20 protein-coding genes and 2 riboswitches are annotated in these 22,861 nt (G+C 73.1%); of the genes, 7 read left to right on the top strand and 13 right to left on the bottom strand.

Annotated features, from left to right (window positions below):
* Positions 1-29 precede the first annotated feature (29 nt).
* Positions 30-165: riboswitch (cobalamin riboswitch) on the bottom strand.
* 75 nt (positions 166-240) lie between these two features.
* A riboswitch (cobalamin riboswitch) is annotated at positions 241-316 on the top strand.
* Positions 317-453: 137 nt separating this feature from the next.
* Positions 454-1,926 (top strand): prenyltransferase/squalene oxidase repeat-containing protein, encoded by a 1,473-nt coding sequence (locus tag IEY91_RS21155; protein WP_229697125.1) that lies wholly within the window; start codon positions 454-456, stop codon positions 1,924-1,926.
* Between the two features lie 4 nt (positions 1,927-1,930).
* Here IEY91_RS21155 and IEY91_RS21150 read toward each other — a convergent pair whose 3' ends face one another.
* Positions 1,931-2,473 carry a heme-binding beta-barrel domain-containing protein gene (locus IEY91_RS21150; protein ID WP_164317694.1) on the bottom strand — a complete coding sequence of 181 codons (543 nt, stop codon included), beginning with the start codon at positions 2,471-2,473 and terminating at the stop codon, positions 1,931-1,933.
* A gap of 89 nt (positions 2,474-2,562) precedes the next feature.
* Complete coding sequence (locus tag IEY91_RS21145; protein ID WP_164317696.1) at positions 2,563-3,393, bottom strand: hypothetical protein; 831 nt, start codon at positions 3,391-3,393, stop codon at positions 2,563-2,565.
* A gap of 231 nt (positions 3,394-3,624) precedes the next feature.
* On the opposite strand from IEY91_RS21145, the gene IEY91_RS21140 reads away from it, so the two are divergent.
* The 4 genes from IEY91_RS21140 (at position 3,625) to IEY91_RS21125 (ending at position 7,369) form a co-directional block, all read left to right on the top strand.
* On the top strand, positions 3,625-4,545 hold the full coding sequence (locus IEY91_RS21140) for a helix-turn-helix domain-containing protein (RefSeq protein WP_189175228.1): 921 nt from the start codon (positions 3,625-3,627) through the stop codon (positions 4,543-4,545).
* Positions 4,546-4,559: 14 nt separating this feature from the next.
* Positions 4,560-5,402, top strand: coding sequence for a hypothetical protein (locus IEY91_RS21135; protein ID WP_189175227.1), 843 nt, complete (start codon positions 4,560-4,562; stop codon positions 5,400-5,402).
* A 203-nt stretch (positions 5,403-5,605) separates the two neighbouring features.
* Positions 5,606-5,962, top strand: coding sequence for a DUF779 domain-containing protein (locus IEY91_RS21130; protein ID WP_164317702.1), 357 nt, complete (start codon positions 5,606-5,608; stop codon positions 5,960-5,962).
* A gap of 144 nt (positions 5,963-6,106) precedes the next feature.
* Positions 6,107-7,369 (top strand): phosphodiester glycosidase family protein, encoded by a 1,263-nt coding sequence (locus tag IEY91_RS21125; protein WP_189175226.1) that lies wholly within the window; start codon positions 6,107-6,109, stop codon positions 7,367-7,369.
* A 12-nt stretch (positions 7,370-7,381) separates the two neighbouring features.
* Here the strand turns inward: IEY91_RS21125 and IEY91_RS21120 are convergent, their stop codons facing one another.
* The 9 genes from IEY91_RS21120 to IEY91_RS21080 form a co-directional block, all read right to left on the bottom strand.
* Complete coding sequence (locus IEY91_RS21120; RefSeq protein ID WP_189175225.1) at positions 7,382-8,974, bottom strand: hypothetical protein; 1,593 nt, start codon at positions 8,972-8,974, stop codon at positions 7,382-7,384.
* A gap of 100 nt (positions 8,975-9,074) precedes the next feature.
* Entirely contained in the window at positions 9,075-11,117 is a 2,043-nt protein-coding gene (locus IEY91_RS42510; RefSeq protein WP_306309906.1) for a thioester reductase domain-containing protein, read from the bottom strand.
* 277 nt (positions 11,118-11,394) lie between these two features.
* Positions 11,395-11,589, bottom strand: coding sequence for a hypothetical protein (locus IEY91_RS21110; protein ID WP_164317707.1), 195 nt, complete (start codon positions 11,587-11,589; stop codon positions 11,395-11,397).
* A 139-nt stretch (positions 11,590-11,728) separates the two neighbouring features.
* Positions 11,729-12,634, bottom strand: coding sequence for a phosphatidylinositol-specific phospholipase C/glycerophosphodiester phosphodiesterase family protein (locus IEY91_RS21105; RefSeq protein ID WP_189175223.1), 906 nt, complete (start codon positions 12,632-12,634; stop codon positions 11,729-11,731).
* Positions 12,635-12,779: 145 nt separating this feature from the next.
* Positions 12,780-13,853, bottom strand: a complete 1,074-nt coding sequence (locus IEY91_RS21100) for a 2-hydroxyacid dehydrogenase (RefSeq protein WP_189175222.1) — start codon at positions 13,851-13,853, stop codon at positions 12,780-12,782.
* A gap of 72 nt (positions 13,854-13,925) precedes the next feature.
* Positions 13,926-14,540: a histidine phosphatase family protein gene (locus IEY91_RS21095; RefSeq protein ID WP_164317713.1), complete on the bottom strand. Its 615-nt coding sequence runs from the start codon at positions 14,538-14,540 to the stop codon at positions 13,926-13,928.
* 98 nt (positions 14,541-14,638) lie between these two features.
* Positions 14,639-16,180, bottom strand: a complete 1,542-nt coding sequence (locus IEY91_RS21090) for an FGGY-family carbohydrate kinase (RefSeq protein WP_189175221.1) — start codon at positions 16,178-16,180, stop codon at positions 14,639-14,641.
* Complete coding sequence (locus IEY91_RS21085) at positions 16,173-17,702, bottom strand: FGGY-family carbohydrate kinase (RefSeq protein WP_189175220.1); 1,530 nt, start codon at positions 17,700-17,702, stop codon at positions 16,173-16,175. The genes IEY91_RS21090 and IEY91_RS21085 overlap by 8 nt, the downstream gene beginning before the upstream one ends.
* Before the next feature lie 6 nt (positions 17,703-17,708).
* Entirely contained in the window at positions 17,709-19,043 is a 1,335-nt protein-coding gene (locus tag IEY91_RS21080) for an MFS transporter (RefSeq protein ID WP_189175219.1), read from the bottom strand.
* A gap of 232 nt (positions 19,044-19,275) precedes the next feature.
* Between IEY91_RS21080 and IEY91_RS21075 the strand changes: the two genes are divergently transcribed.
* The gene (locus IEY91_RS21075) at positions 19,276-20,064 is read left to right on the top strand and encodes a DeoR/GlpR family DNA-binding transcription regulator (RefSeq protein ID WP_164317719.1); all 789 of its coding nucleotides are present in this window, start codon (positions 19,276-19,278) and stop codon (positions 20,062-20,064) included.
* Positions 20,065-20,434: 370 nt separating this feature from the next.
* Positions 20,435-21,184 (top strand): dienelactone hydrolase family protein, encoded by a 750-nt coding sequence (locus IEY91_RS21070; protein ID WP_189175218.1) that lies wholly within the window; start codon positions 20,435-20,437, stop codon positions 21,182-21,184.
* Between the two features lie 6 nt (positions 21,185-21,190).
* Here the strand turns inward: IEY91_RS21070 and IEY91_RS21065 are convergent, their stop codons facing one another.
* Positions 21,191-21,850: an ABC transporter ATP-binding protein gene (locus tag IEY91_RS21065; RefSeq protein ID WP_189175217.1), complete on the bottom strand. Its 660-nt coding sequence runs from the start codon at positions 21,848-21,850 to the stop codon at positions 21,191-21,193.
* Positions 21,843-22,760 (bottom strand): ABC transporter ATP-binding protein, encoded by a 918-nt coding sequence (locus IEY91_RS21060; RefSeq protein ID WP_229697137.1) that lies wholly within the window; start codon positions 22,758-22,760, stop codon positions 21,843-21,845. The genes IEY91_RS21065 and IEY91_RS21060 overlap by 8 nt, the downstream gene beginning before the upstream one ends.
* Positions 22,761-22,861: the final 101 nt, after the last annotated feature.

The following is a 22,861-nucleotide window of genomic DNA, read 5'->3' as shown; positions in this document are numbered from 1 at the left end:
GTCCGAACCACGCCGTAGTCCGCGACGGCGTCAGTGCTTGTCTCAGGCCAGGTAATCCGGCTCGCCCGCCGGGCGTTGGTGCTGCTCGGCGAGCCTACGGTTGCGGGTCAGCGCCGGACTTCGACCGGCTTCCCCTGGTAACTGAGCTTGGAATCGGCCGAATTAGAGCACAGTTGCGAATGAAAGGGCAAGGGTGTGCGGGTTCTGTGTGCTTCGAGTACCGTCCTGTGCTGCCGAGTGGGGGAATCTGGTGCGAATCCAGAGCTGACGCGCAGCGGTGTGGACCGGCGGGGAGCCGGGCCGAGCCCGAATGCCCAGGCGGCACGCAGCAACGGACGTCGAACCCACGCGCTCGGGCGACGGCCGCGTGTCGTCCGGCTCGGGTTCGCACAGTTGGGGACCGGCCGCGGGGGGACGTGAGGCCGCCGCCCCCTTTCCCCGGGAGCCCCCGCCATGACACCCAGCCCCGCCGCGACCTCAAGCCCCGTCGCGAACTCCGCCCTCGCGGCCCGCAGCGCCCGCGCCGCCCGCCGCACCCGCCGCGCCCTTGTCGTGGCGCCCGTCGCGCTCGGCGCCCTCGTCCTCACGGCGCTGCCCGCCTCGGCCACCGCGACGCCCGGCCAGATAGCCACGTCCAAGACGAACGGCGCGAGTTACCTCAGATCCCTGCAGGGCGCCGACGGCTCGTACGCGGGCGCGGGCCTGTCCAACGAGTGGGCGTTCTCCGCGTTCGCCGCCGCGGGCACCGCTGCCGTCGACGTCACGCCGGGCGGCGACACCTCCAAGAACGCCCGCACCGTGTACCGCAACCACCTGGCGGCGCCGGGCTGGCCGGGCACCTCGCCGGTGGTCACGGACTACGAGCGCGGCATCATCAACGCGTACTCCGCGGGCATCGACCCGGCCCGCGTCTCGGCCGGCCGCAACCTGATCGCGGACACGTACGCGCACTGGCAGAACTCCGCGCCGGGCTACTGGGGTTCGCCGTCCAACTTCAACGGCACGGTGTTCGCGCTGCTCTCGCTGGGCGGCGCCAAGACGCAGGCAGGGGCGCAGCGGGTGCCGCAGGCGCTCCTCGACAAGTCGGTCGCCACGGTCCGCGCCAACCAGCACACCGACGGCGGCTGGGACTTCGCCAAGGCCGAGGGCGATCCCGCGCAGCTCGCCAAGCCCGGCGACATCGACATGACGGGCGCCGCGATGGCCTCCCTGTGCGTGTCCGGGGTGCCCGCGACCGACCCCGCCATCACCAAGGCCAAGGCCTTCCTCAAGTCGAAGCTCATCAACAACACGGGTGCCTTCAACGCCATGTTCGGCCCCAACACCGACTCCAACGGCTGGGCGGTCTCCGGCCTGAACGCCTGCGGCATCAACCCGCAGACGGGCGACTTCCTGACCCGCGCGGGCAAGACGCCGGTGGACTTCCTGATCGCCCAGCAGTTCAAGCCGGGCGGCGGCTTCAAGTACCTGCCCACCGACACCACTCCGTCCGCGTACGCCTCCATCGACGGCCTGCGCGCCGTGGCCGGGGGCGGCTTCGCCGCGGCGCCGCCGACCCCGGTCACCGCGGGCGCGCCGCGCTGGGTGGCGACCTCCGGCTTCACTCCGGGCACTCAGGCCGGCCTGGCCCTGACGGTCGACGACGGCACTTCGCTGAAGGTCTGCTCCGTGACGTTCACGCCGACCGCCGCGACCACCACGCTCGGCGCGGTCCTGGACGCGGCGGGCACCTCGGCCGCCCCCGCGGGCTGCGTCACCTCCGTCACGCCGGGCAGTGGCACGGGCACCATCACGTCCCTCAACGGCAAGGCCAACAGCGGCGGTTCGACCTGGAAGGCGGCCGTCGACGGCGGTTCGGCCGGTGCCGCCGCGCGCAACAAGGTGATCAACCTCGGCGACACGATCGCTCTGCGCTACGGCAGCTGAGGTCCTACTCCTTGTCGCGCCGCAGCTCCGCCCGGAGGTGGTGCTGCAACACCTGGCCGACGGCCGCGAGGTCGTGGACGTACGTGAGCGTGTCGTCGGCCAGGGTGTAGCGGCGGCGGGTGGCGTCGACCTCCTTGGCGGTGGGGGTGCGGGCCACTTCGTGGGTGGCGAGGTCGACGGTGCCGCCGTCCGCGCGGCCCACCAGGACCTCCGCGATGCCCGTCGGCTGGGTGATCAGCGCCTCCACCCGGCCGTCGGGCTGCAGCCGCCACCAGCCGCTCTCCCGCGCCGACGGCCGCAGCGGCGCGTCGTCGGCCCCGAGCAGCCAGGCCCGCGCCTCGTAGCGCAGGAAGGGCCGCCCGTCGTGACTGAAGGTGACCTCTTGGGCGTACGTGAAGTCCTCGGCCAGCGTGGGGTATTCGCCGCGCCCCCGGCCCCGCCAGGTGCCCAGGAGCCCGAGCACGGGCGCGAGGAGGGCGTGCGGAACGGGCGCCTCGTCGGCTCGCGAACCGTCGGGGTACGGGTTCTCGGGTACGGCGTCGAACACGGGGTGCGCTCCTGAGGTCCGGAGGATGGGGCGGGTGCCGGAGGGAAGCCTAGGGCGCGCGGGTGCCGCCCGGCCGGAGTCCCCCACGCTCACCCGCGCCCGACACCCCCCGCGCCCGCCCTGCCGCTGTCGGCCAGGAAGTCACGTATCGAGCTGATGAAGGCGCCGCGTTCCTCGTAGAAGCCGGTGCGCGGCCGCAGCCAGCGGTCCTCGGCGGCCAGGAGGTCCCAGGACACCGGGGTGCGGGCGACGGCGAGGAGGCGGTGGAGGTCGTCCTCGGTCAGTGTGTCGCTCGCCGTCGGCGCGCCGTTGCCCGTCAACACGCCGCTGCCCCGGATCAGGTACTCCAGGAAGTCCAGGTCGTCCGGCCTGTCGTCCTCGTCCCTCTCGCCCCAGCCTTCGAGCATCTCGTGCGCCACCCAGGCCCGGTTGTGGGCGTCGTCCTCGCAGTGCTCGGCGTTCCCCGGGCACCAGCCCCGCCTCAGGGCGAGCAGCGCGTGCCGCACCTCGGCCCGCCGGATCGCGTACCGCTCCATGCGCGCGCACCGCTCACGAACGGCGTCCGCGTGCTGGACGACCTCGTCCGGTCCCAGTACCCGCAGCCCGGAGCACGACTCCGTCAACGCCTCGCTCCTGGCCCGCAGCGTCTCGGCGCGGGACCGCGGTTCCATCTCGCCGAGCCGCCACACCGCGTCGGCGAACGCGTCCGAGGCCCGCAGGAACGCCGTCCACGCCTCGCAGCGCTGCGCCTCGATGCGCAGTTCCCGCTCCACGGCGGCCTGCGCGCGCACCGACTCCTGCGCGACGAGGCGGCCGAACGTGGTCTGCCAGCGCGCCACCATGACCGCGGCGAGTGCCGCCACCCCTGAGAACACCGCACCCAGCGCCGTGAAGGCGGTGTGCACATCCTGTACGCCCACCCGGGCAGGATGCCGTCCGGCGCGAGCACCGCCCGGCATATGACAACAACAACCCGCACCTTGTCGTCGCTTGTCGTCGCTTGTCGTTCCGCGGGTCGCCCCACGGCGGGAACGGGGTCACCCGCGACCGGACCTGATCACCTGATCGCGGTCCGTGACCGCGAGGGTAGGAGTACCGCGGCCACCTTCCCGCCTTTCCCGCCGCCCTCCCCCGTGCCTACCGTGGTGGTCATGGACAGCGAGAACCCGCTCGGGGAGTTTCTGCGCGCCCGCCGGACCCTGCTGCGGCCCGAGGACATCGGCCTCGTGGTGTCGGGCCGGCGGCGGGTGCCGGGGCTGCGCCGGGAGGAGGTCGCGGCCCTTGCCGACGTCAGCCACGACTATTACGTACGTATGGAGCAGGGCCGGGAGCGGCACCCGTCGGCGCAGGTCGTCGAGGCGCTCGCGCGGGCCCTGGAACTGGAGCCGGACGCCGCGGAGCATCTCTGGCGCCTTGCCCGCCCGCACCCGGCACCGTCCCGGTCGCCGGCCGCGCACGAGCAGGTCAGTCCGACGCTGCTGCGCATGGTGACGGACTGGCACCGCACCCCGGCCGTGGTCCTGGGGAGCGGCCTGAGGGTGCTGGCACACAACACGCTGGGGCAGGCCCTGTTCGCGGGCCACGCCTACAGCGGCGATCTGCTGCGCATGGTGTTCCTCGACCCGGACGCACGCGACTTCTACCCGGACTGGGAGCAGGTGGCGGCGAACACCGTGGCCGGGCTGCGTCCGGCGGACGGCGGCGGGCACGACGACCCGGCGCTGGTGCGGACGGTCGGTGAACTGTCGCTACGGAGCCCGGAGTTCCGCCGCCTGTGGGCGCGCCACGACGTGCGCCGCAAGACGCACGACAGCAAACGCTTCCGGCACCCCCTCGTCGGGGAGCTGACCCTGGACTACGAGTCGCTGACCGTCAACAGCGCCCCGGGCCAGCAGCTGGTCGTCTACCAGGCCGCCCCGGGCAGCGCCTCCGAGCAGGCGCTCACGCTGCTCGGCAGCCTCGCGGCCGACGGCGCCCACGTCGAGGACCGCGAGGACCGCGGCCCGACGCCCGCCGACCCGGCGCAGGCCGGGGCCGATCCCGGGCCGGGTGATCGCGCGTCGCAAGTGTGACGTAGCGTGTCGGCATGTCCACGCCGCCGCCGTCGCCCCCGGGAGGGTTCGGTCCTGCGCCCTACGGGCAGCAGCCTCCGCAACCGCCGTACGCCCAGCCGCAGTACCCGCAGTTTCCGCAGCAGCAGGGAGCTCCGTACGGGCAGCAACCGCCCTACCCCCAGGGTCCGGGCGGCCCCGCGCCCTGGGGTGCCCCCTACGGGGCCCCGCCTCCGCCCCGGCGCAACACCGGCAAGATCATCGGCATCGTCGGCGCCGTCGTGGGCGCGGGCGTCCTCGTCGTCGCCGGGCTCGCCGCGCTCGGCGCGAGCTCGGACAGCGGGTTCCCCGAGGCGAAGTACCGGATGACCGTGCAGGACAAACTGGTCGACGGGACGTACAAGCTGACGCAGGACCTGTCCGAGACCTCCGGCAAGAAGATCGTCGAGGAGAACAAGAGCCGGGCCAACATCCGTGACCCCAAGGCCGTCGTGGCCCAGTACGCGGGGCAGGGCGAGGACGCGACCAGCGCGCTGGTCGTGTCCGGCATGTACGGGCGCTTCAAGGACCCCGCCAAGGCACGCGCCGACCTGATGGACGGCGCCGCCGAGGGGGACGGCGCCACCGTCGCCGTCCCCGCGCGCGACATCACCCCGAAGGGCTCCGGCCTCACCCTGCGCTGCCAGGTCCTGACCTCCAGCCAGGGCGGCACCACGAGCAACGTCCCGCTGTGCGCCTGGGCCGACGACAACACCGGCGCGGCTGTCGGCGTGGTCACCGCCGAGACCGTGAAGCAGGACCCCGACGACGTCGACCTGGAGGAGGTCGCGCGGACGACGCTGAAGGTGCGCGAGGAGATGCGCGAACCCATCGGCTGAGGTCGGGGCGGGGCCTGGCCCTGCCCTCGTCCCCGCCGACGTCGTCCCGCCCCACGTCAAGGACCAGCTCGCACCGCCCCGCAAGCCGAAGTGACGTGCGGCCGACGGCCTCCGACCGGTGCTGCAACCCCTTCGCAACGTCGTGGGCACTTCACTGGACGGCGCAGGCACGACTCGCGTACGGACGGGAGATTCGAGGACTCATGGCCGATACGCCACGCGTGGAGCTGACGCCCGCCGCCGCCGAGCTGCTGCGGCGACTGCGGGAGGCCCACGGTCCGCTGATGTTCCATCAGTCCGGCGGCTGCTGCGACGGCAGCGCGCCCATGTGCTACCCCGACGGGGAGTTCCGCACGGGTGACTCCGACGTGCTGCTCGCGTCGCTCGACGTGGCGGGGGTGGCGGAGCCAGTACGGTTCTGGATGTCCAAGAGCCAGTTCGAGGTGTGGAGCCACACGCGGCTCATCGTCGATGTGGTGGCGGGCCGCGGCAGCGGCTTCTCCCTGGAGGCACCCGAAGGGGTGCGTTTCCTCATCCGTTCCCGGCTCGTCGGGACCTAGCCACCGCCGTCTGTTCAACTCCTCATGGTCTTGGGACAGTTGGAAAGCCCGGCGCCGACCCGAGGGGGACCTGTGACGCGACGTACGCAGCGTGTTGGACGGTACGGCGGACGGCTCAAAGCCGCAGACGGACGGCTCGGGGCCATGAGCGGACGGCCCAGAGCCACAAGACGACGCGACGCGGGCCGAAGAGGCGCGCTCGCCGTCCTCACCGTACTGACCACGCTGGCCGGTGCCGCCCTCACGGGAGCGGCACCGGCCAGCGGCACGTCGGGCGCCCCCGATCCGGGCACCCTGATCGCGCCCGGCGTCACGTACCGGGACTTCGACGTCCCGTCGGCGAACGGCACCGCCCACGCGCACGTCCTGGACGTGAACCTGCGCGACCCGCGGGTCCGCCTCGGCCTGCTCCACCCGGGCGCGGTCGGGGCCCGGCAGACCGTGTCCGCGATGGCCGACGGAGCGGGCGCGGTCGGCGGCGTCAACGGCGACTTCTTCAACATCACGGAGACCCAGCACCCCGGCGTCGAGGCGACCGGCGCGCCCGTCGGCCCGGCCGTCGCCGCCGGCCGCGACCTGAAGGCCGCCGTCCCCAACGGCCAGCGCTTCGGGCCCGCGCTGCCGCCCGGCACCACCACCGAGGACGTCCTGGGCGTGGGCATCGACCGCAGGGCCCGCCTCGACCGCATGACCCTCGACGGCCAGGTGCGCACCCGCGAGGGCCGGCTGCCGCTGCGCGGCCTCAACCAGTACGCGCTCGCCGAGGGCTCGATCGGCGCGTTCACAAGCACCTGGGGCACCACCTCACGGGTGCGCGCCACCTGCGGCACGGACACCGACCGCGGCGCGCCGTGCAGCACCGACACCTACGAGGTGACGGTGCGTCACGGCCGGGTCGTCGGGCAGGCCGACACGCCTGGCCGCGGCCCCATCGCCGAGGGCACCACGGTCCTCGTCGGCCGCGAGGCGGGCGCGCAGGCGCTGCGCAAGCTGTCGGCCGGCGATCGGGTGGGCGTCCGACACCGGCTCGTGGCGTCCTCGTCCGGCGTGCCGTACCTCTTCGCGCTCGGCGGCTATCCGCTGCTGCGCGACGGCGCGCCGCTGCCCGGCCTCGACGACAGGGTCGCCGCGGTGCGCACCGCCGCCGGGATCTCCGCCGACGGCAAGCGCCTCTACCTGCTCGCCCTGGACGGCGCCCCCGAGTACCGCACCGGCCTGACCATCGCCGAGGTCGCCGCGTCGCTGCGCGCGCTCGGCGCCGACGACGGCTTCAGCCTGGACGGCGGCGGCTCCAGCACGCTGGCCGCGAGGGAACCGGGCGCGCCCGCGGTCTCGGTGCGCAACCACCCGAGCGGCGGCGCGGAACGCCCGGTCCCCAACGGCATCGCGGTGTTCTCCCGCACGTAGCCCGGCCCGCGGTCAGTCGCCCTCGTCCCGCACCGCCACGAGGCCGTTGAAGACCCCGACGTACGCCGTGCCGTCCGGGCCGAGCGTGACGGGCGCCCAGTTGTTGTCGTACGCGACGCCCGTGCCGGTGAGCCGCTTCCAGCGGGGCTCGCCGGTGCGGAAGTCGACCGCGGTCAGGTACCAGGCGTCGATGCCGAGGCGGTTGGGTTCCTTGGTGTAGAAGTACAGCAGCCCGTTGGCGGTCGACAGCTTGGGGACGGTCGACGGGGAGCGTACGGCGCTCTGCCACACGGTGTCGCAGCCGCTGCCGTCCTCGCGTACGTCGATCCGGCTGACCCCGCCGACGACACTGCGGCCGAAGGTGAGCGAAGTGATGTTCTCGTAGCCGTAGTTGTTCTCCACGACGAGGCTGTTGCCGTGGCTGATCAGGGAGTTGTCGGTGGTGGACGCGCCGGAGCCGAACACGGGGACCTTGCAGACCAGGCGACGGCTCTCGGGTACGCCGGGGTCGCGGCGGTAGACGAGGACGTTCATGCGGTCGTCGGCGTTGTCGGTGATGGCGACGTAGTTCTCCTCGGCGCCGAACAGGTCGGGGGTGGTGCCCGAACCCTGGTTCACGGAGCCGGGTTTGGTGCCGGTGCCGCGGTCGTAGGTCTGGCGCCAGACGACCTCGGGGGTGCCGTCGGCGGCGGCCTCGAAGCTGTACAGGGCGTGGTCGGAGACGATGGAGACGCCGTCCTCGGCGACCGAGAACGAGTTCTGGATCTCCTCACCGGCGAGCCTTGTCGAGCGGATGTCCCCCGACTCCGGGTCGACGGTGCCGACGCGGCCCTGCCGGGTCACCCACCAGATCCGCCCGTCCCAGTCGGGCATGACGGACGTGACCGGGTCGCACTCCCCGCTCGGGTAGAGGTTCGTCCACGACACGCAGTCGTGCGGGACCTGCCCGGTCAGGTCCCAGTCGTCCTCGACGACGAACCGCCAGGTGCCGTCGGCCGCCTGCTCGTGCGCGAGCCGCACCACGTGCTGGCGCGAGTCGGCGAGCACGAGCCGGTCCTTGTCGTCCAGGTACGAATAGGCGCCGCCCGACGTGTCCTTGAAGATCTTCGAGAAGTCGAGCCGGGTGATGGCCTCGACGGTGGACGGGCGCTGCGGAAGCTTGTACTCCGCCAGGGTGCGCAGGGTCCGCGGGTCGAGCAGCTTCACCAGGAAGCCCGTGAAGGTGCCGCAGACGGTGACGATGCGGCCGTCCCGGTCGAAGGTGACGGTCGCGCACTCGCCGCCGAGCGCGGCCATCTTCTCGCTGGTCACCTGCGGCTTGTTCCCGAGCGGGCCGTTCCAGGGGTACGTTCCGCTGCCCGCCGCGTCGGCGTGCATGCCGCTGCGGCCGTTCGCGGCGAGGTGGGGGTGCTGGGGCGGCGGGTCGCCGGGGACGGGGCGGGCGGGGGCGGGGGCGCCCGCGTACTGCTCGACGAGGCGGTGGCCCGGGGCCTTGGGGATCTCGTCGGCGTGCGCCGGGGCGGCGAGGGCCGGCAGCACGGCGACCGTCAGGGCGAGGCAGAGTCCGAGGGCTCGGCCGCGGTTACTTCGGGTAAGGCGTGGCATGGGGGCGAAGCTAGAGCGGACTCCGTGAACTGTCCATGTATGTACGGGAGTTGTTCACGAGCCCGAAACGATCACGACCGGGCCGCCCCCGTGCGGCCCGTCAGTCGATCTCGCCGATGGTCTCCAGGTGCTTCCAGAAGTCCTGGATCATCCGGGTGTCGACCTCGGGGACGGTCACGCCGAGCCGCTCCAGGGAGCGCAGGGTCCGCTCGTTGCGGTACGTGTCGGAGGGTCCGTCGGCCGTGTCGCCTGGGCCGTCCTCGATCTGCCGGAACACGTCCAGGTACGGCAGGAACGGGAGGTCGCGCCCGGCCTCGCCCGCCTGCCTGAGGCGGCGCAACCACGCGCCGAGCCCCATCGGCTCCGACCGGGTGCCGCGCCGCTCGTCGAGGACCCGCAGGAACGCGCTCCCGCTGGTCGGCCGGGGGTGGTGCAGATGGTGTACGGCGGCGGTGTCCGGGCCGTCGTCGAGGGCGAGGGCCACCAGGGCGCGGGCCGCGACGTCGGCGGGCAGCAGTTCGGCGCGCAGCGAAGCGCCCTCCGGGTGGCAGCCGAGGGCGGCGCAGCTTGCCAGCAGGCGGCACAGCATGTCGTCCGGGTTGATGGCGCCGTGCTGCGACTCCGCCCAGATCCGGCCGAGCCGGTACACGCGGGCGGTCGCGCCGCGGGCGATGGCCTCCTGCACCATCAGGTCGGCGACCCACTTGCTCGCCGTGTAGCCGTCGGTGGAGGTGTGCCGCGCCTGCTCGGCCGGGGAGTCCTCGGTGAGCAGCCGCGGTGTGCCGGACTGGCCGAAGACGCCCAGCGTGGAGACGTGGTGGAAGCGCTTCGGCCTGCCCGTGGCCGCGAGCCGCAGCAGGGTCCGGGTGCCCTCCACGTTGGCCGCCTTCAGCCCCTCGTACGACCTCAAGTGGTGTACGTACGCGCCCGAGTGGACGATCGTGTCGGCCTCGTCCCGCAGCCGGGCCCAGCGCGCCGGGTCGATGCCGAGGCCGTCCTGCCCGAGGTCGCCGGGAACGATGTGCACGCGCTCGGAGCCGATGTCCGGGTCGATGCCGTAGGAGTCGAGCACGGCGTGCAGGCGTGCGCGTCCTTCCTGCTCCGACGGGGCGCGTACCAGGCAGTGCACCTCGGCGTCGGTCCGCGCGAGGAGCTCGCGCAGCACGAAGGCGCCGACGAATCCGGTGGCGCCGGTGAGCAGGACGTGCCGGGGCGGCGCGCCGAAGCCTCCGGTGTCGGGGAAGCGGAGGTCGGGCGCGAGCCGTGCCTCCGAGCGCGGCACCAGGGCGGAGGCGTCGGGCGCATGGCCCGCGGCCGCGTTCTCGACGAGCCCGGCGAGGTCGGCGGAGTTCGGGGCGCCGAAGAAGTCCCGCACCTCCACGCGTACCCCGAATTCGGCGTCCACCCGGGCCAGCAGGCGCACGACGAGCAGCGAATGACCGCCCAGCGCGAAGAAGTCGTCGTCGACGCCGACCCGCTCCACCCCCAGGACCTCCGCGAACAGTGCGCACACCGCCTCTTCGCGCGGGGTGCTCGGCGCCCGGTACTCGCCCGCGCCGGCGCCGAGTTCCGGTGCGGGCAGCGCGGCGCGGTCCAGCTTGCCGTTCGGGGTCAGCGGGAGCCGGTCCAGGACCACGAAGGCCGACGGGACCATGGCGTCGGGCAGCTTGCCGGACATGAACGCGCGCAGGGCCTTGGCGTCGACGCCGTCCCCTGCCGCGTAGGCGACCAGGTGCTTCCCGGTGGGCAGGTCCCGGGCGACGACGGCCGCCCGGCCGACGTCGGGGTGCGTGGCGATGACGGCTTCGACCTCGCCGGGTTCGACGCGGATGCCGCGGATCTTGACCTGGGTGTCGGTGCGGCCCACGCACTCCAGGTGTCCGCCGTGGTTCCAGCGGGCGAGGTCGCCGGTGCGGTACATGCGCGCGCCGGGCGGGCCGTAGGGGTCGGCCACGAAGCGGGCGCCGGTCATCCCCGGGCGCTCGTAGTAGCCGCGGGCCACCGGCCCCGCGACGTACAACTCACCGATGACACCCGTGGGAACGGGGCTCAGCCAGGCGTTGAGGACGTAGGCGCGCATGTGGGGCAGCGGGGTGCCGATGGGGGTGCTGCCGTTGCCGACCCGAACGCTTGACGAGCGCAATGAGACCATCCCCCGGTGAAGTGAAGTGGACCGCGAGGTCGTTGAGCGGCGGCCCTGCGAGGAATTCAACGGACCGGAAGCGCCCGGTGTCCAGGCTGAGCGAGCCAAGACGTGTCGGAAGTGTGGAGGCGGCGCGGATCGGTCGGGCGAGGGGTGCCGGACGGCGTCCGCGCCACGCGAGCACGGCCCACGCAATGAGCCTCATCTTTCAAGCCACAGTGGCCAGTTGAGGTGTCCTGGTGGCCAGACAGCCCGCGGAGACGCCTCGGACAGGCTCTCAGGGACGGATGCCGCTGACGATGTCGGCCGTCGCCGTCAGGCCGTTGTGAATGGTGGGCGCCACGCTCGTGCTCGCGAGATAGAAGCCGAGCAGACCGCACACCACGGCGTGCGACACCTTCATGCCGCCGTTGCGCAGAAGCACCACCGCCAGGATCAGGAGCAGCAGCCCCACGGAAATCGAAACGGCCATCACGGACCTCCTCCGCCACGCCGGACTCACGGCTTTCGGCGGCAAGTGTGGCGTAGCGGAGGGTTTGTCCGAGTGAGAAGCGTGTGCGCCGGACGAGTGGTTTCCCCGGGCGGCTAGGGGGAAGCGGCAGCGAGGGCCGTTACCTTCCGCGGGCGTCCAGGAACGCCTGGAGCCCCGCGAGGTCGTCGGTGTTGAGGTGGTCCACACCGGCGGCGAGCAGTTCGCCCCACACGGCGTCGCGCGCGGGTCCGGGCAGGTCGGGGGTGGCCCAGAAGCGGACGCGCTGCCGCCGCTTGTGGGCGGCGGAGACGATGCCGCGCAGCTTCTCGCGCTCGGCGGGCGGGATCGGGCCGAGGCCCTGCCAGGTGAAGTTCAGCGACCAGTTGTCGCTGATGAGCGGGATGAAGGAGGCGGGGGCCGCGGTGCCGAGGTCGGCGAGGCGGCCGTCGTAGAAGGCGCGGCGCACCCGCTGGGCCTCCATCGGGGCGCGGGCCGCACGGTCTCCTGAGATCACCGCGGTCACGGCGGAGCGGTACACCTTGCCGTGGACGTACGTCGTGAACAGGTGCCGGTAGCGGCGCAGGTGCAGGTCCAGTTCGCGGTACGTCGAGGCGCCCTCGGTCTTGATGTCGATGAGGAGCTGGAACTGGCCGTGCCAGCGCCGGTACACCGAGCCGTGGTTCGCGCGGACGCGGGCCGCGAGCGGGTCGAGGTACAGCGATTCGAGGGTGCGGGTGGGGTCGAGGTCCGCCGGGTCGTGGGCGACCAGGAGCTTGCCGTCGACGAGGAAGATGTCGGCCTCGACGCTGGTGAAGCGGTGGTCGAGGGCGTCGAGGAGAGGGCGGGCGTGTTCGTAGTCGTTGTGCGCGTGGGCCTGGGCGAGGGGGCGGGGGCGCGGGTGGCGGCCGCTCAGGGCCTTGTCGGCGCTCAGCGGCCGCGCGGCCGGGGACTGGTCGGCGGCGTGCGCGATGCCGGGCGCGGCGACGGCGGTCGCGAAGGCCGCGCCGAGCGTGCTCAGGGCTCTGCGACGGGTGAACGGGGCCATGGGGTACCTCCCAGGAGGACGAAGGGGGACGAGTCGTGCCGCTGGGGACGGGGACGACGACGGCCGGAGCCTCAGTGAGTATGAGGCTCCGGCCGCTTCAGGAAACCCCCATGGCCTGGGAGTTGGCGCTATCGACTCCGTGAGTTCACCGCGTTCGGCCCGCGTAGACCTCCGGGTTGGCGCAGTGGGCGAGCGGCTCGCCGCGCAGGAAGCGGCCGACTTCCGCGGCGACGATGCGGGCCGCCTTGTGGGCGACTTCCTGGCTGGCGCCCGCGATGTGCGGGGTCATGACGATGCCGGGGGTGGCCAGGAGCCGGGAGTCGGCCGGCACCGGCTCGTGCGGGTAGACATCAAAGCCCGCGCCTGACAACTGCCCGCTGTCCAGGGCGTCACACACCGCGTCGTAGTCGAGAAGCGCACCGCGCGCGCAGTTCACCAGGACCGAGCCGCGCGGCATCAGCGCGAGCTGCTCGGCGCCGATCATGCCCTTGGTCTCCTCGGTCACGCGGGCGTGCAGCGACACGATGCGCGAGCGGGTCAACAGCTCCTCCAGCGGGACCTGTTCGCCGATTCCGGCGAGCGCCTCCGGGGACACGTACGGGTCGTGGACGAGGACCTCGGCGCCCATGGCCACCAGGATCCGCGCGACCCGGCTGCCGATCGCGCCGTACCCGATGAGGCCGACGGTCGCGCCCTCGATCTCGATGCCGCAGTTGTCGTAGTCGTAGTAGTCGCCGCGCCAGACGCCCTTGCGCAGGTCGGTGTGCGTGTCGCCGACGCCGCGCGCGGCGGCCAGGAGCAGCGTGAGGGTGTGTTCGGCGGTGGCGACGGCGTTGCGTCCCGGCGCGTAGCAGACGGCGACGCCGTGCCGGGTCGCCGCCTCCAGGTTGGCGTTGACGGGGCCGCCGCGGCTGACGCACATCAGCTTGAGGTCGGGGCAGGCCGCGAGGACGCGTTCGGTCAGCGGCGCCATCTGGGTCACGCACACCTCGGCGCCCCGCAGTGCCTCGATCAGCTCGTCCTCGGTGCCGGACGCCTCGATGACCTCGCCGACGGGGCCGAACGGCGTGTGCGGCCAGGGCAGGGTGAGTTCGCGGACGTGTACGGCGCCTCCGGTCGCCCTGCGGACCTCTTCGCTGAGCAGGCGCGGCAGGACGAAGTGGTCGCCTGCCGCCAGAACTGTAGGGCCGGTGGTGCCCGTGGGGCCGGTGGTGCTCATGGGGGGCTTCTTTCTGTACGTGAGGTGCGGGAGCTGTGCCCCTGGGCGGGCGCGGGCACGGGCGCGGGCGGGTCAGCGCGTGGGATGCGCCGGCGCGTTGAAGCGCAGCAGCGACGACTGGCCCTCGCGCAGCCGCAGTTCGGTGAGGGTGCCGTTGTCCATGTGCGGGAACACCCTGCGGTACTCGCTGAGCGGGATGCCGAGCTGGTCGCAGAGGGTCAGGCGCAGCAGCGTCGAGTGCGCGACGACGAGCACGCGGCCGTCGGGGAACTCGGCCGCGACGTCCGCGAGGCAGGCGCTCGCGCGCGTGGCGGCCTTGCGCGGGTCCTCGCCGTCGGGCAGGTGGTGCGCGACGGGGTCGTCGAGGAACGCGTCGAGCTCGCCGGGGAAGCGGGCGCGCATCTCCTCCCGGGTGAGGCCTTCGCCGCGGCCGAAGTCGACCTCGCTCAGCCGCTCGTCGACGCGCGGCGTCAGGCCGAGCGCCTCCCCCGCGGGCGCCGCCGTCAGCCGGGCCCGCGACAGCGGTGAGCTGAACACGGCGTCGATGCTCTGTCCGGCGGCCCAGGCGGCGAGTTCGGCGGCCTGGAGGCGGCCGCGCGGGGTGAGCGCGACGTCGGTGCGGCCCGCGTAGCGGTTGCCGTCGTGCCAGACGGTCTCGCCGTGGCGTACGAGAATTACATGGGTCACTGCGCTGTCCTCATCGCCTGTCTGTCCTCATGGGCTGTCTGTTGGCTGTCTGTTCTCATTGCCCAGGCGTGTGCTCTGGGCCTGTCTGTCCTCGTTGCCTATGCGTGTGCTCTGGTGTGCGCGTGCGCGGCGGCCTCCGGGGCGAGCCAGCCGCGGTCGGCGAGCGCGTCGACGAACCGGAGGTAGACGGGCGTCCAGCGGGCCGTACGCACCGGATCCGGGCGGATCTCCGCGAGGCCGCGCACCATCGCGTCCGCCGCCTCCCGCACGGACGCCCCGCTCGACGTCGCCGCGAGCACCGCCATCCCGACGGCCCCTTCGGCCTGCTCGGGCAGCCGCACCGGACGGCCGAGCACGTCGGCTCGCAACCGGTTCCAGTACGGGTTCTTCGCACCGCCCCCGGTGAACGTCAGCGGCCCTTCGACGGGCGCGCCGATGTGGTCCAGGTAGTCGAAGCACAGCCGCTCCACGCAGGCCACGCCCAGCAGGTACGCGTGGAAGCGTCCGGCCTCGCCGCGCGGCTCCCCGAGCACGAACGGCTCGGCGTCCGCCGCCCGGAACGGGAAGCGTTCACCGCCGCTCGACACCAGCGGATACGCGACCGCGTCACCGTCGAGGGCCGCGCCGGCCGCCGTGAGCCCCGCGAGGTCCGCCCCCGGGAACTCCCGCGCGAGCACGCCCGCCCCGCTGCTGGACGCGCCGCCCGGCAGCCAGGTCCCGTCGGGGCCGCGGTGGCAGTAGACGACGCCGCCCGGGTCGCGTACGAGGTGCGGGCTCACGCCCTTGAAGACGAGCGTCGTGCCGAGGACCGAGTTCCACGCGCCGGGGGCGAGCGCGCCCGCGCCGATCTGCGCGGCGCAGCCGTCCGTCATCCCGGCGACGATCGGGGTCCCTTCGGGGATGCCGGTGACGGCGGCGGCCTCGGCGCACACCGCGCCGAGGACGGTGCCGGGCCGGACCACCTCGGGCAACAGCCGCGCGGGCACGCCGAGTTCGGCGAACTCCTTCTCGGGCCAGCGCTCCTCGACGAGGTGGTAGCCGGTCTTCAGGGCGTGGCTGGAGTCGCTCGCGACCTGATGCCCGGCAAGCCGCCAGGTGATGAGGTCGGGCTGGTGCAGCAGTCGGATGTCCGGACGCGAGGCCTCCTCCGTGCGCTCCAGGAGCCACAGCAGCTTGGGCAGCGCCCACGACGGCTGCATGGAGCGGTAGCCCAGCTCGCTCCACACGTCCGCGCCCGCCGCGTTGGCGCGTGCGGCCTGGTCGGCGGCGCGCCCGTCGTCGTACATCAGGCCCGGCGTGAGCGGGGTGCCGGTGGTGTCGGCGAGCAGGATGGTGCCGGAGGTGGCGTCGAGGGCGAGGCCCCGGACGCGGGACGGGTCGTCGAGCGCGGCGGTCGCCTCGCGGCAGGCGGAGGTGAGCGCGGTCCACCACTGCTCGGGGTCCTGCTCGTGCCGGTTGCCGTCGCGGTGGCTGGCCAGCGGCCGGGACGCGGCGGCGAGGACGGTGCCCGCGGAGTCGACGGCGACGCAGCGGGCGCTCTGGGTGCCGAGGTCGAGGCCGAGCCAGACGGCTTCGGGCGGGAGCCCGGCGGGGCCGAGCCCGGCGGGGCCGCGGGGCGGACGGGGTGCGGGGTCAGGCACGGGGTGCTCCTTGTGGTGTGCTGCGGGGTCCGGGAGCCGCCGTCCACCCGGCGTCCCGCGCCAGCGACCGCCACCGCAGGAACTCCTCGTACAGAGCCGCGTAATACTGCGCACGCTCCGGGTCGGGCTCCCAACTGGTGCGCATCCGTACGTACTTGGCGGCGGCGCTGTGCATGCTGGACTCGGCTCCGGTGAGGACGAGGCCGGTGAGGAAGGCACCCTTGGCGCCGAGTTCGGTGTCGGCGGAGCGGGCCGTGGGCACGCCGGTGGCGTCCGCGATGAGACGGCACCAGTCGTCGTTGTTGGCGCCGCCGCCGCACAGCCTCAGCTCCGTCACGGTCGTACGGGACGCGGCGAGCGAGTCGCGGACGACGAGGGAGAGTCCGTCGAAGACGGCGCGGGCGAGGTCGGCGGGGGTGTGGTCGAGCGAAAGGCCCCAGAAGGCGCCGCGGGCGCGCGGGTCGAGGAAGGGGGCGCGCTCGCCGGCCGGGGACAGATACGGCAGGAACATCAGGCCGTTCGCCCCGGGCGGCGCGGAGAACGCAAGCTCGCCCAACTCCGGTGGCCCGTCGAGCTGGAGGGTGCGCGCGCCCCAGGTGAGCACCTCGACGCCGTTGAGGGTCGGGAAGGCGCGCAGGACGCGTTCGCGGCCCCGGTAGGCGATGTTGATGCCGGAGGGCTCGCCCGTCGTGTCGACGTCCTTGCGGACGATCTCCGTACAGAGCGTGGTGCCGAGGATGCCGCAGGCCTGACCGGGGTTGACGACGCCGACGCCGCGGGCGGTGGAGGCGATGTCGTACGGCGCCATCACCACCGGAAGGCCCGGCTGCACGCCGAGTTGGGCGGCCGCGTCGGCGGTGATCTCGGCGATCCGCTCGTCCTCGCCGAGGACCTTGGGCAGCAGCCGCGCGTGCGCGGCGAGCCCGAACAGGTCCACGATCCCGGGGTCGTAGTCGCCGGTGGCGTGGTCGAGGAACGGCGCGGAGGCGTCCGACTCGTCGATCGCGGTCACGCCGGTGAGGTTGTAGAAGAGCCAACCCGCCGCGGTCAGGGAGGCGCTGGAGCGGGCGAGGCGGTCCGGGTCGTGGGCGTCGAGCCAGCTGAACACGGCGTTCGGCATGCCGCCGCACGTCAGCGAGCCGTTGCGGCGGAACGCCTCCTCCAGGACGCCCTCGCGCTCCCAGCGCGTGAGGAGGTCGCCGGCACGTCCGTCGGACCACAGGATCGCGGGCCCGGTGGGCCGCCCCGCCGCGTCTACCAGCCAGGCGCCGTCGCCCTGCGCGGTGAACGTCACCAGCCAGACGGGGTCGGCGCCTTCGGGGCGCTCGGCGAGGGCGGACAGGGCGGTGCGGACGGTGTAGACGACCGCGTTCCACACGGTGTCCATGTCCTGCTCGGCCCAGCCGGGGTGGCGGCGCTCCACCTCCGTCGCGAGCCGCGACACGGCGAGTTCGCCGCCCTGGTCGTCGAAGACGACCGACTTGATCATGGTGGTGCCGACGTCAATCGCGAGTACCGACATGCTGGTTCACAGACCCTTCGTGGCGGAGGTGGCGACGGCGTGCGCACTGGTCCTCGGTGCGGGGCCGCTGTCCGCGGCGGCCGTGGTTCTCAGTACGAGGGTGAGGCCCGCGCTCACCGCGTGGAACCCGGCGAAGATCCAGACGACGCCGCCCACGCCGAGCGGCCCCCGGAAGAGGCTGACGACGAGCGGCCCGACGAAGGTGGAGGCCCCGGCCCCGAGGTTCAGGGCGGCCATGGCCTGGCCCTTGTGGGCGGGCGCGATGGCGGTCATGAGGGCGGACAGCGGGACGTATCCGGACAGGGTGGCGCCGTAGAGCACGGCGACCAGGACGCACAGCGCGTACTGCGCTCCGGCCGCCGACGGGACGTAATAGAGGAGCAGCGTGGAGACCGTGCAGCCGACGCCGCCGCACCACGCGACCGTCGCGCGCCAGCCGACCCTGTCCCCGACGACGCCGAACAGCAGGTTCGTGACGATGTTCGTGGCGAACATGATGGCGAGCAGTCTGAGCCACTGGGCGTTGGAAAGCCCGACCTCGTGCATGAACCACGCCGGAAGCATCACCAGAAAGCCGAACTGCGAAGCGGTGTTGAGCATCCGCACCACCGCCCCGGCGCCCACGCGCGGCTCCCGGACGAGGATGGTGAGGCTGCCGGTGAGCCCGGCCAGAGGGCTCTCGCCCGCCGGGGCAAGCCGCGTCGAACCGGTGGGCTCCCGGACCATGAGCAGCGCGAGGAGCCCGCCGACGACGACCACGCCCAGGGCGGCCCACAGCGTGCCGCGCTCCCCCACCCACGGGATGAGCAGGCTCGCCGTGAGCGAGCCGAGCGTGGGCAGGCCCGCCGAGAACGCCGACCAGAACCAGCCCATCGCGCTGCCCATCTGCTTCGGCGGCGCGACGGCGGCGATCCACACCAGGAAGGCGTACGCGAACAGCGGATACGCGAGGCCGCGCAGGCCGTAGCCGAGGAGCAGCAGCGGATACGACTCGCTGGGTATGGCGACCGCGAGGAAGAACACGTGCGTGGCGACGAAGGCGGCGAGGCCGAGCCACATGACCTTGCGCGGGCCCCACAGGTCGGAGAGCGCGGCGGACAGCCATCCCGCGACGGCACCCGTGATGCCGTACACGGTGAACACCATCGCGACCTGCGATGACGGGATGCCGAGGTCTTCCAGGTACGGCGAGAGGAAACCGGCCTCGACGCCGACGCCCGTCATGAAGACGAGGAGTCCGAGGTAGCCCCAGGACAGAGGCTGCGGGATGCCTGCGCGTGTGAAGAGCGAACGCGGTGGGGCGGTGTCGCCCGGGGCGGGCGGCACGGGAGGGTTCGTCATTGAAGCTCCCCTGGGGACAGTGGGGCGGCGGGGGTAGCGGGACGGCCTGAGCTAACAACCCGACGAAAACCCTCGTCAAACACCTGGTGGAACCTCCCGCGGGCCCTCGCCCCCGCACGTGAGAAGACCCCGGGGACCGGGCTGCCGAACTGGGGCTGAAGGATGCACGCCGAGTGATGTACGTGGGATCATCACTCGGACACATCACACTCACGGAGAGCCGAGGAGGGTCATGGGGCAGCCCGACCGCGTGGACGTACGCGAGGAGCGACGCCGCCGCATCCGGGAGCAGGTGGTCGCGGGCGGCTTCGTGCGGGCCGCCGACCTCGCCGACGCGTTCGACGTGAGCCTGATGACCGTCCACCGCGACCTGGACTTCCTCCAGTCGCAGGGGTGGCTGCGCAAGGTGCGGGGCGGGGCGACCGCCCTGCCGTCGGCGCAGTTCCACGGCAGCGTCGCCGAGCGCATGACGACCATGGCGCAGACGAAGCAGCAGCTCGCCCGCGCCGCGGCCCGCCTCCTCGTGCCCGGCCAGACGGTCCTGCTCGACGACAGCACGACGTGTCTGCACCTGACCCGCGAACTCGCCGAGCACACCCCGCTGACGGTCCTCACCAACTCGCTGCCCGCGATCACCGCCCTCGCCAAGGAGCCCGGCGTCTCCCTCATCGCCCTGGGCGGCGCCTACTTCCCCGCGTACGACGCCTTCATGGGCCTGCACACGGCCGACAGCGTGGCCGCGTTCCGCGCGGACGTCCTCTTCATGTCGACGACGGCTGTGACCCGGGGCCGCTGCTATCACACGTCACCGGAGACGGTGCAGGTCAAGCGAGCGATGATGGCGGCGGCCACGCGCCGCGTACTCCTCGCCGACCACACGAAGTTCACCCGCGACGGCCTGTACGCCCTTGCGCCGCTCACGGACTTCGACGTGGTGGTCGTCGACGACGGTGTGGCGCGGGAGGAGCTGCGGGGGATGCGGGAGCGGGGGGTGGAGGTGCTGGTGGTGGAGCGGGGCTGAGGCCCACTCGCCCTCGGCGGTTCCGAGGCCCCTCTCCCTCTTAAGTGCCGCCGGTTCTCTTCTCCCTCGGCAGGGCATGACGAAACCGCCTGCCCGATGTCCCCCGTGGGCAGACGGCTCGCGTCACATGTCCAGAGGTCGAAGCCGGTGCAGGCGACAAGGTGCTCTACCGCTGAGCTACGCCGACCGAAGTCGACGGCGGGATTCGAACCCGCGACCGCCCGTTCCCAAAACGAAGTAGCCCGCTCCTTCGCACCTGGACGTCTCCACCGTAGCGAGCACGGACCCGACCCTGCACCGGGTTTTTCCTCTGGCAGAAGGCGGGGCAGCGGGGCGGACCCGGGTGATCTTCGCTGTTACCGTTCCCGCCATGCCCACCAAGAACCTGCACATACCCACCCCGGACGGCACCGCCGACGCCTTCGCCGCCTTCCCCGACGGCGGCGGGCGGCACCCCGGAGTGCTGCTGTACACGGACGCGTTCGGCATGCGGCCCGTGATCGAGGAGATGGCCGGCGAGCTGGCCGGGCACGGGTACTACGTACTCGTCCCCCACATCTACTACCGGCACGGCCCGGCGCCGGCCGTCGACCTTCCCGAGCACATCGGTGAGGCCGAACGCCCCGCGGTCATCGCCCAGTTGATGCCCCTGGTCGAGGCGCACACCGCCGAGCGTGTCCTGCGCGACGCCGAGGCCTATCTCGGGTTCCTCACCACACAGCCCGAGGTCGGTGCCGGACCGGTCGGCGTGATCGGCTACTGCATGGGCGCCGCCCTGGCGATGCGCACCGCGACGGCCCACCCCGGTCAGGTCGCCGCCGTCGCCGGGTTCCACCCCGGCTTCCTGGTCACCGACGCGCCCGACAGTCCGCACCGCGACATCCCCAAGCTCACCGCCCACGTCCATGTCGGCCTCGCCGAAGGCGACTTGTCGCCCGAAGGCATCGGCGAGCTCAACCAGGCCCTGGACGCCGCGGGTGTCGGCTACACGACCGAGATCTACCCCGACACCGTCCACGGCTTCACGATGGCCGACACCGACGCGTTCAGCCCGGCCGGGCTGCAGCGTCACTGGGACCGCCTGCTCCCTCTCCTCGACGGCGCCCTCGCCAATGGCTGAGGCTGCCTAGGAACGCGTCAGCTCGTCCCAGTGCACCGTCCGGTCGCACCACCGCTCAAGGAGCACCTTGTCGTGGCCGACGGCGAGGAGTCCGGCGCCGCTGTCGGCGCGGTAGTTCTCCACGGCGGTCACCAGCGCGGCCGTCGTGGAGGCGTCCAGCATCGCCGTCATCTCGTCGCAGATGAGCCAGCGCGGGCGCAGGATCAACGCGCGGGCAAGGCAGGCGCGTTGGAGCTGGCCGTCGCTGACCTCGTGCGGGCGGCGACCCAGGAGATCCTCGCCGATGCCGACGGTGCGTGCCAACTCCCGTACACGGTCCGTGACTTCGGCTGCACGGCCGGTGGCCCGCAGCGGCTCGGCAATCAGCTGAGTGAGGGTGAGGCGCGGGTCGGCGGACAGTCGGGGCTGCTGGAAGACGACGCCGAACGCGGTGCGCTGGGCGCGCGGTGCGCGATGGCGCCAGCCGCGCGCGGGCTCGCCGTCGATGACGACCTGGCCCCGGTCGGGCCGGTGAAGGAGTGCCGCGACCCGCGCGAGCGTCGACTTGCCGCAGCCGCTGGGGCCGAGCAGGCCGACGGACTCGCCCGGCTCGACGCTCAGGCTCACGTCGCGGACGACGGGGTCGCGGCGGTCGTATCCGGCGGTCAGGGAACGCAGTTCAAGCACGGGGCGCCTCCAGGGCGGCGGCGACCGGGTGGTGGCAGGCGGCACCGGACGTGGGCAGCGCGGGCACGGCCCCGCACGCCTCGTCGGCCCGCTCGCAGCGCGCGGCGAACGCGCACCCGCCGGGCAGCGCGGACAGCTCGGGCGGCATGCCGGGGATGGGCGTGAACTCCCGGTCCGGCAGGGCGTCGAGCAGCCCTCGGGCGTACGGGTGGCGTGGCCCCGGCTCGCCGAAGAAGTCGGCGGCGTCGGCGATCTCGACGATGCGGCTCGCGTACATCACGGCGACGCGGTCGGCGATGCGCTCGGCCGCCGCCAGGTCGTGGGTGATCATCAGCAGCGCGCGGTCGTCCCCGACGTGCCGCCGCAGTTCGTCGACGGTGCGGTCGACCAGTTCGCGGTCGAGGCCGGTGGTGGGCTCGTCCGCGAGCAGCAGCGGGGCGTCGCCGATGAGCGCGAGTGCGGTGGCGGCACGCTGCGCGAGCCCGCCGGACAGCTCGTGCGGGTAGCGGTCGAGGTGCCCCGGCGGGAACGCGGCCCGCTGGGCAGCGGCCTCACCCGCCTTCCGCAGCTCGGGCCTGCGCACGCCCGTCAACTCCCGCAGGGTCTCTTCCAGTTGGGAGCGCACAGTACGGACCGGGGTCAGATGCGCGGCGGGACTCTGCGGTACGAGTCCGACGCGCCGCCCCCGCACGGTGCGCGCGAGCGTGCGCTCGTCGGCGGTGAGCAGATCGATCCCGTCACCGAGCACCGCGGACCCGGCGGTCTCGGCGTTCTCGGGCAACAGTCCGAGCAGCGCGGACGCCAGCACGGACTTGCCGCACCCGCTCTCGCCGACGAGCGCGAGACACTCACCGGCGGCAAGGTCGAAGCGCGCGTCGGTGACAGCGGCCACGTGGGCACCGCCGCGCATACGGAAGCGCACGGAGAGACCGCGTACGGAGAGCACGGGCGGGGCGGAGGCGGTGTCCGCCGCGGGCAGGGCTTCGGTCACGGACACGCGCGGCGCCGCGG

This window comes from Streptomyces lasiicapitis (genome assembly GCF_014646335.1).
Taxonomy (GTDB): Bacteria; Actinomycetota; Actinomycetes; order Streptomycetales; family Streptomycetaceae; genus Streptomyces; species Streptomyces lasiicapitis.
Note: the sequence above shows the minus strand (reverse complement) of the source record. Positions and strands in the feature narration are given on the sequence as shown.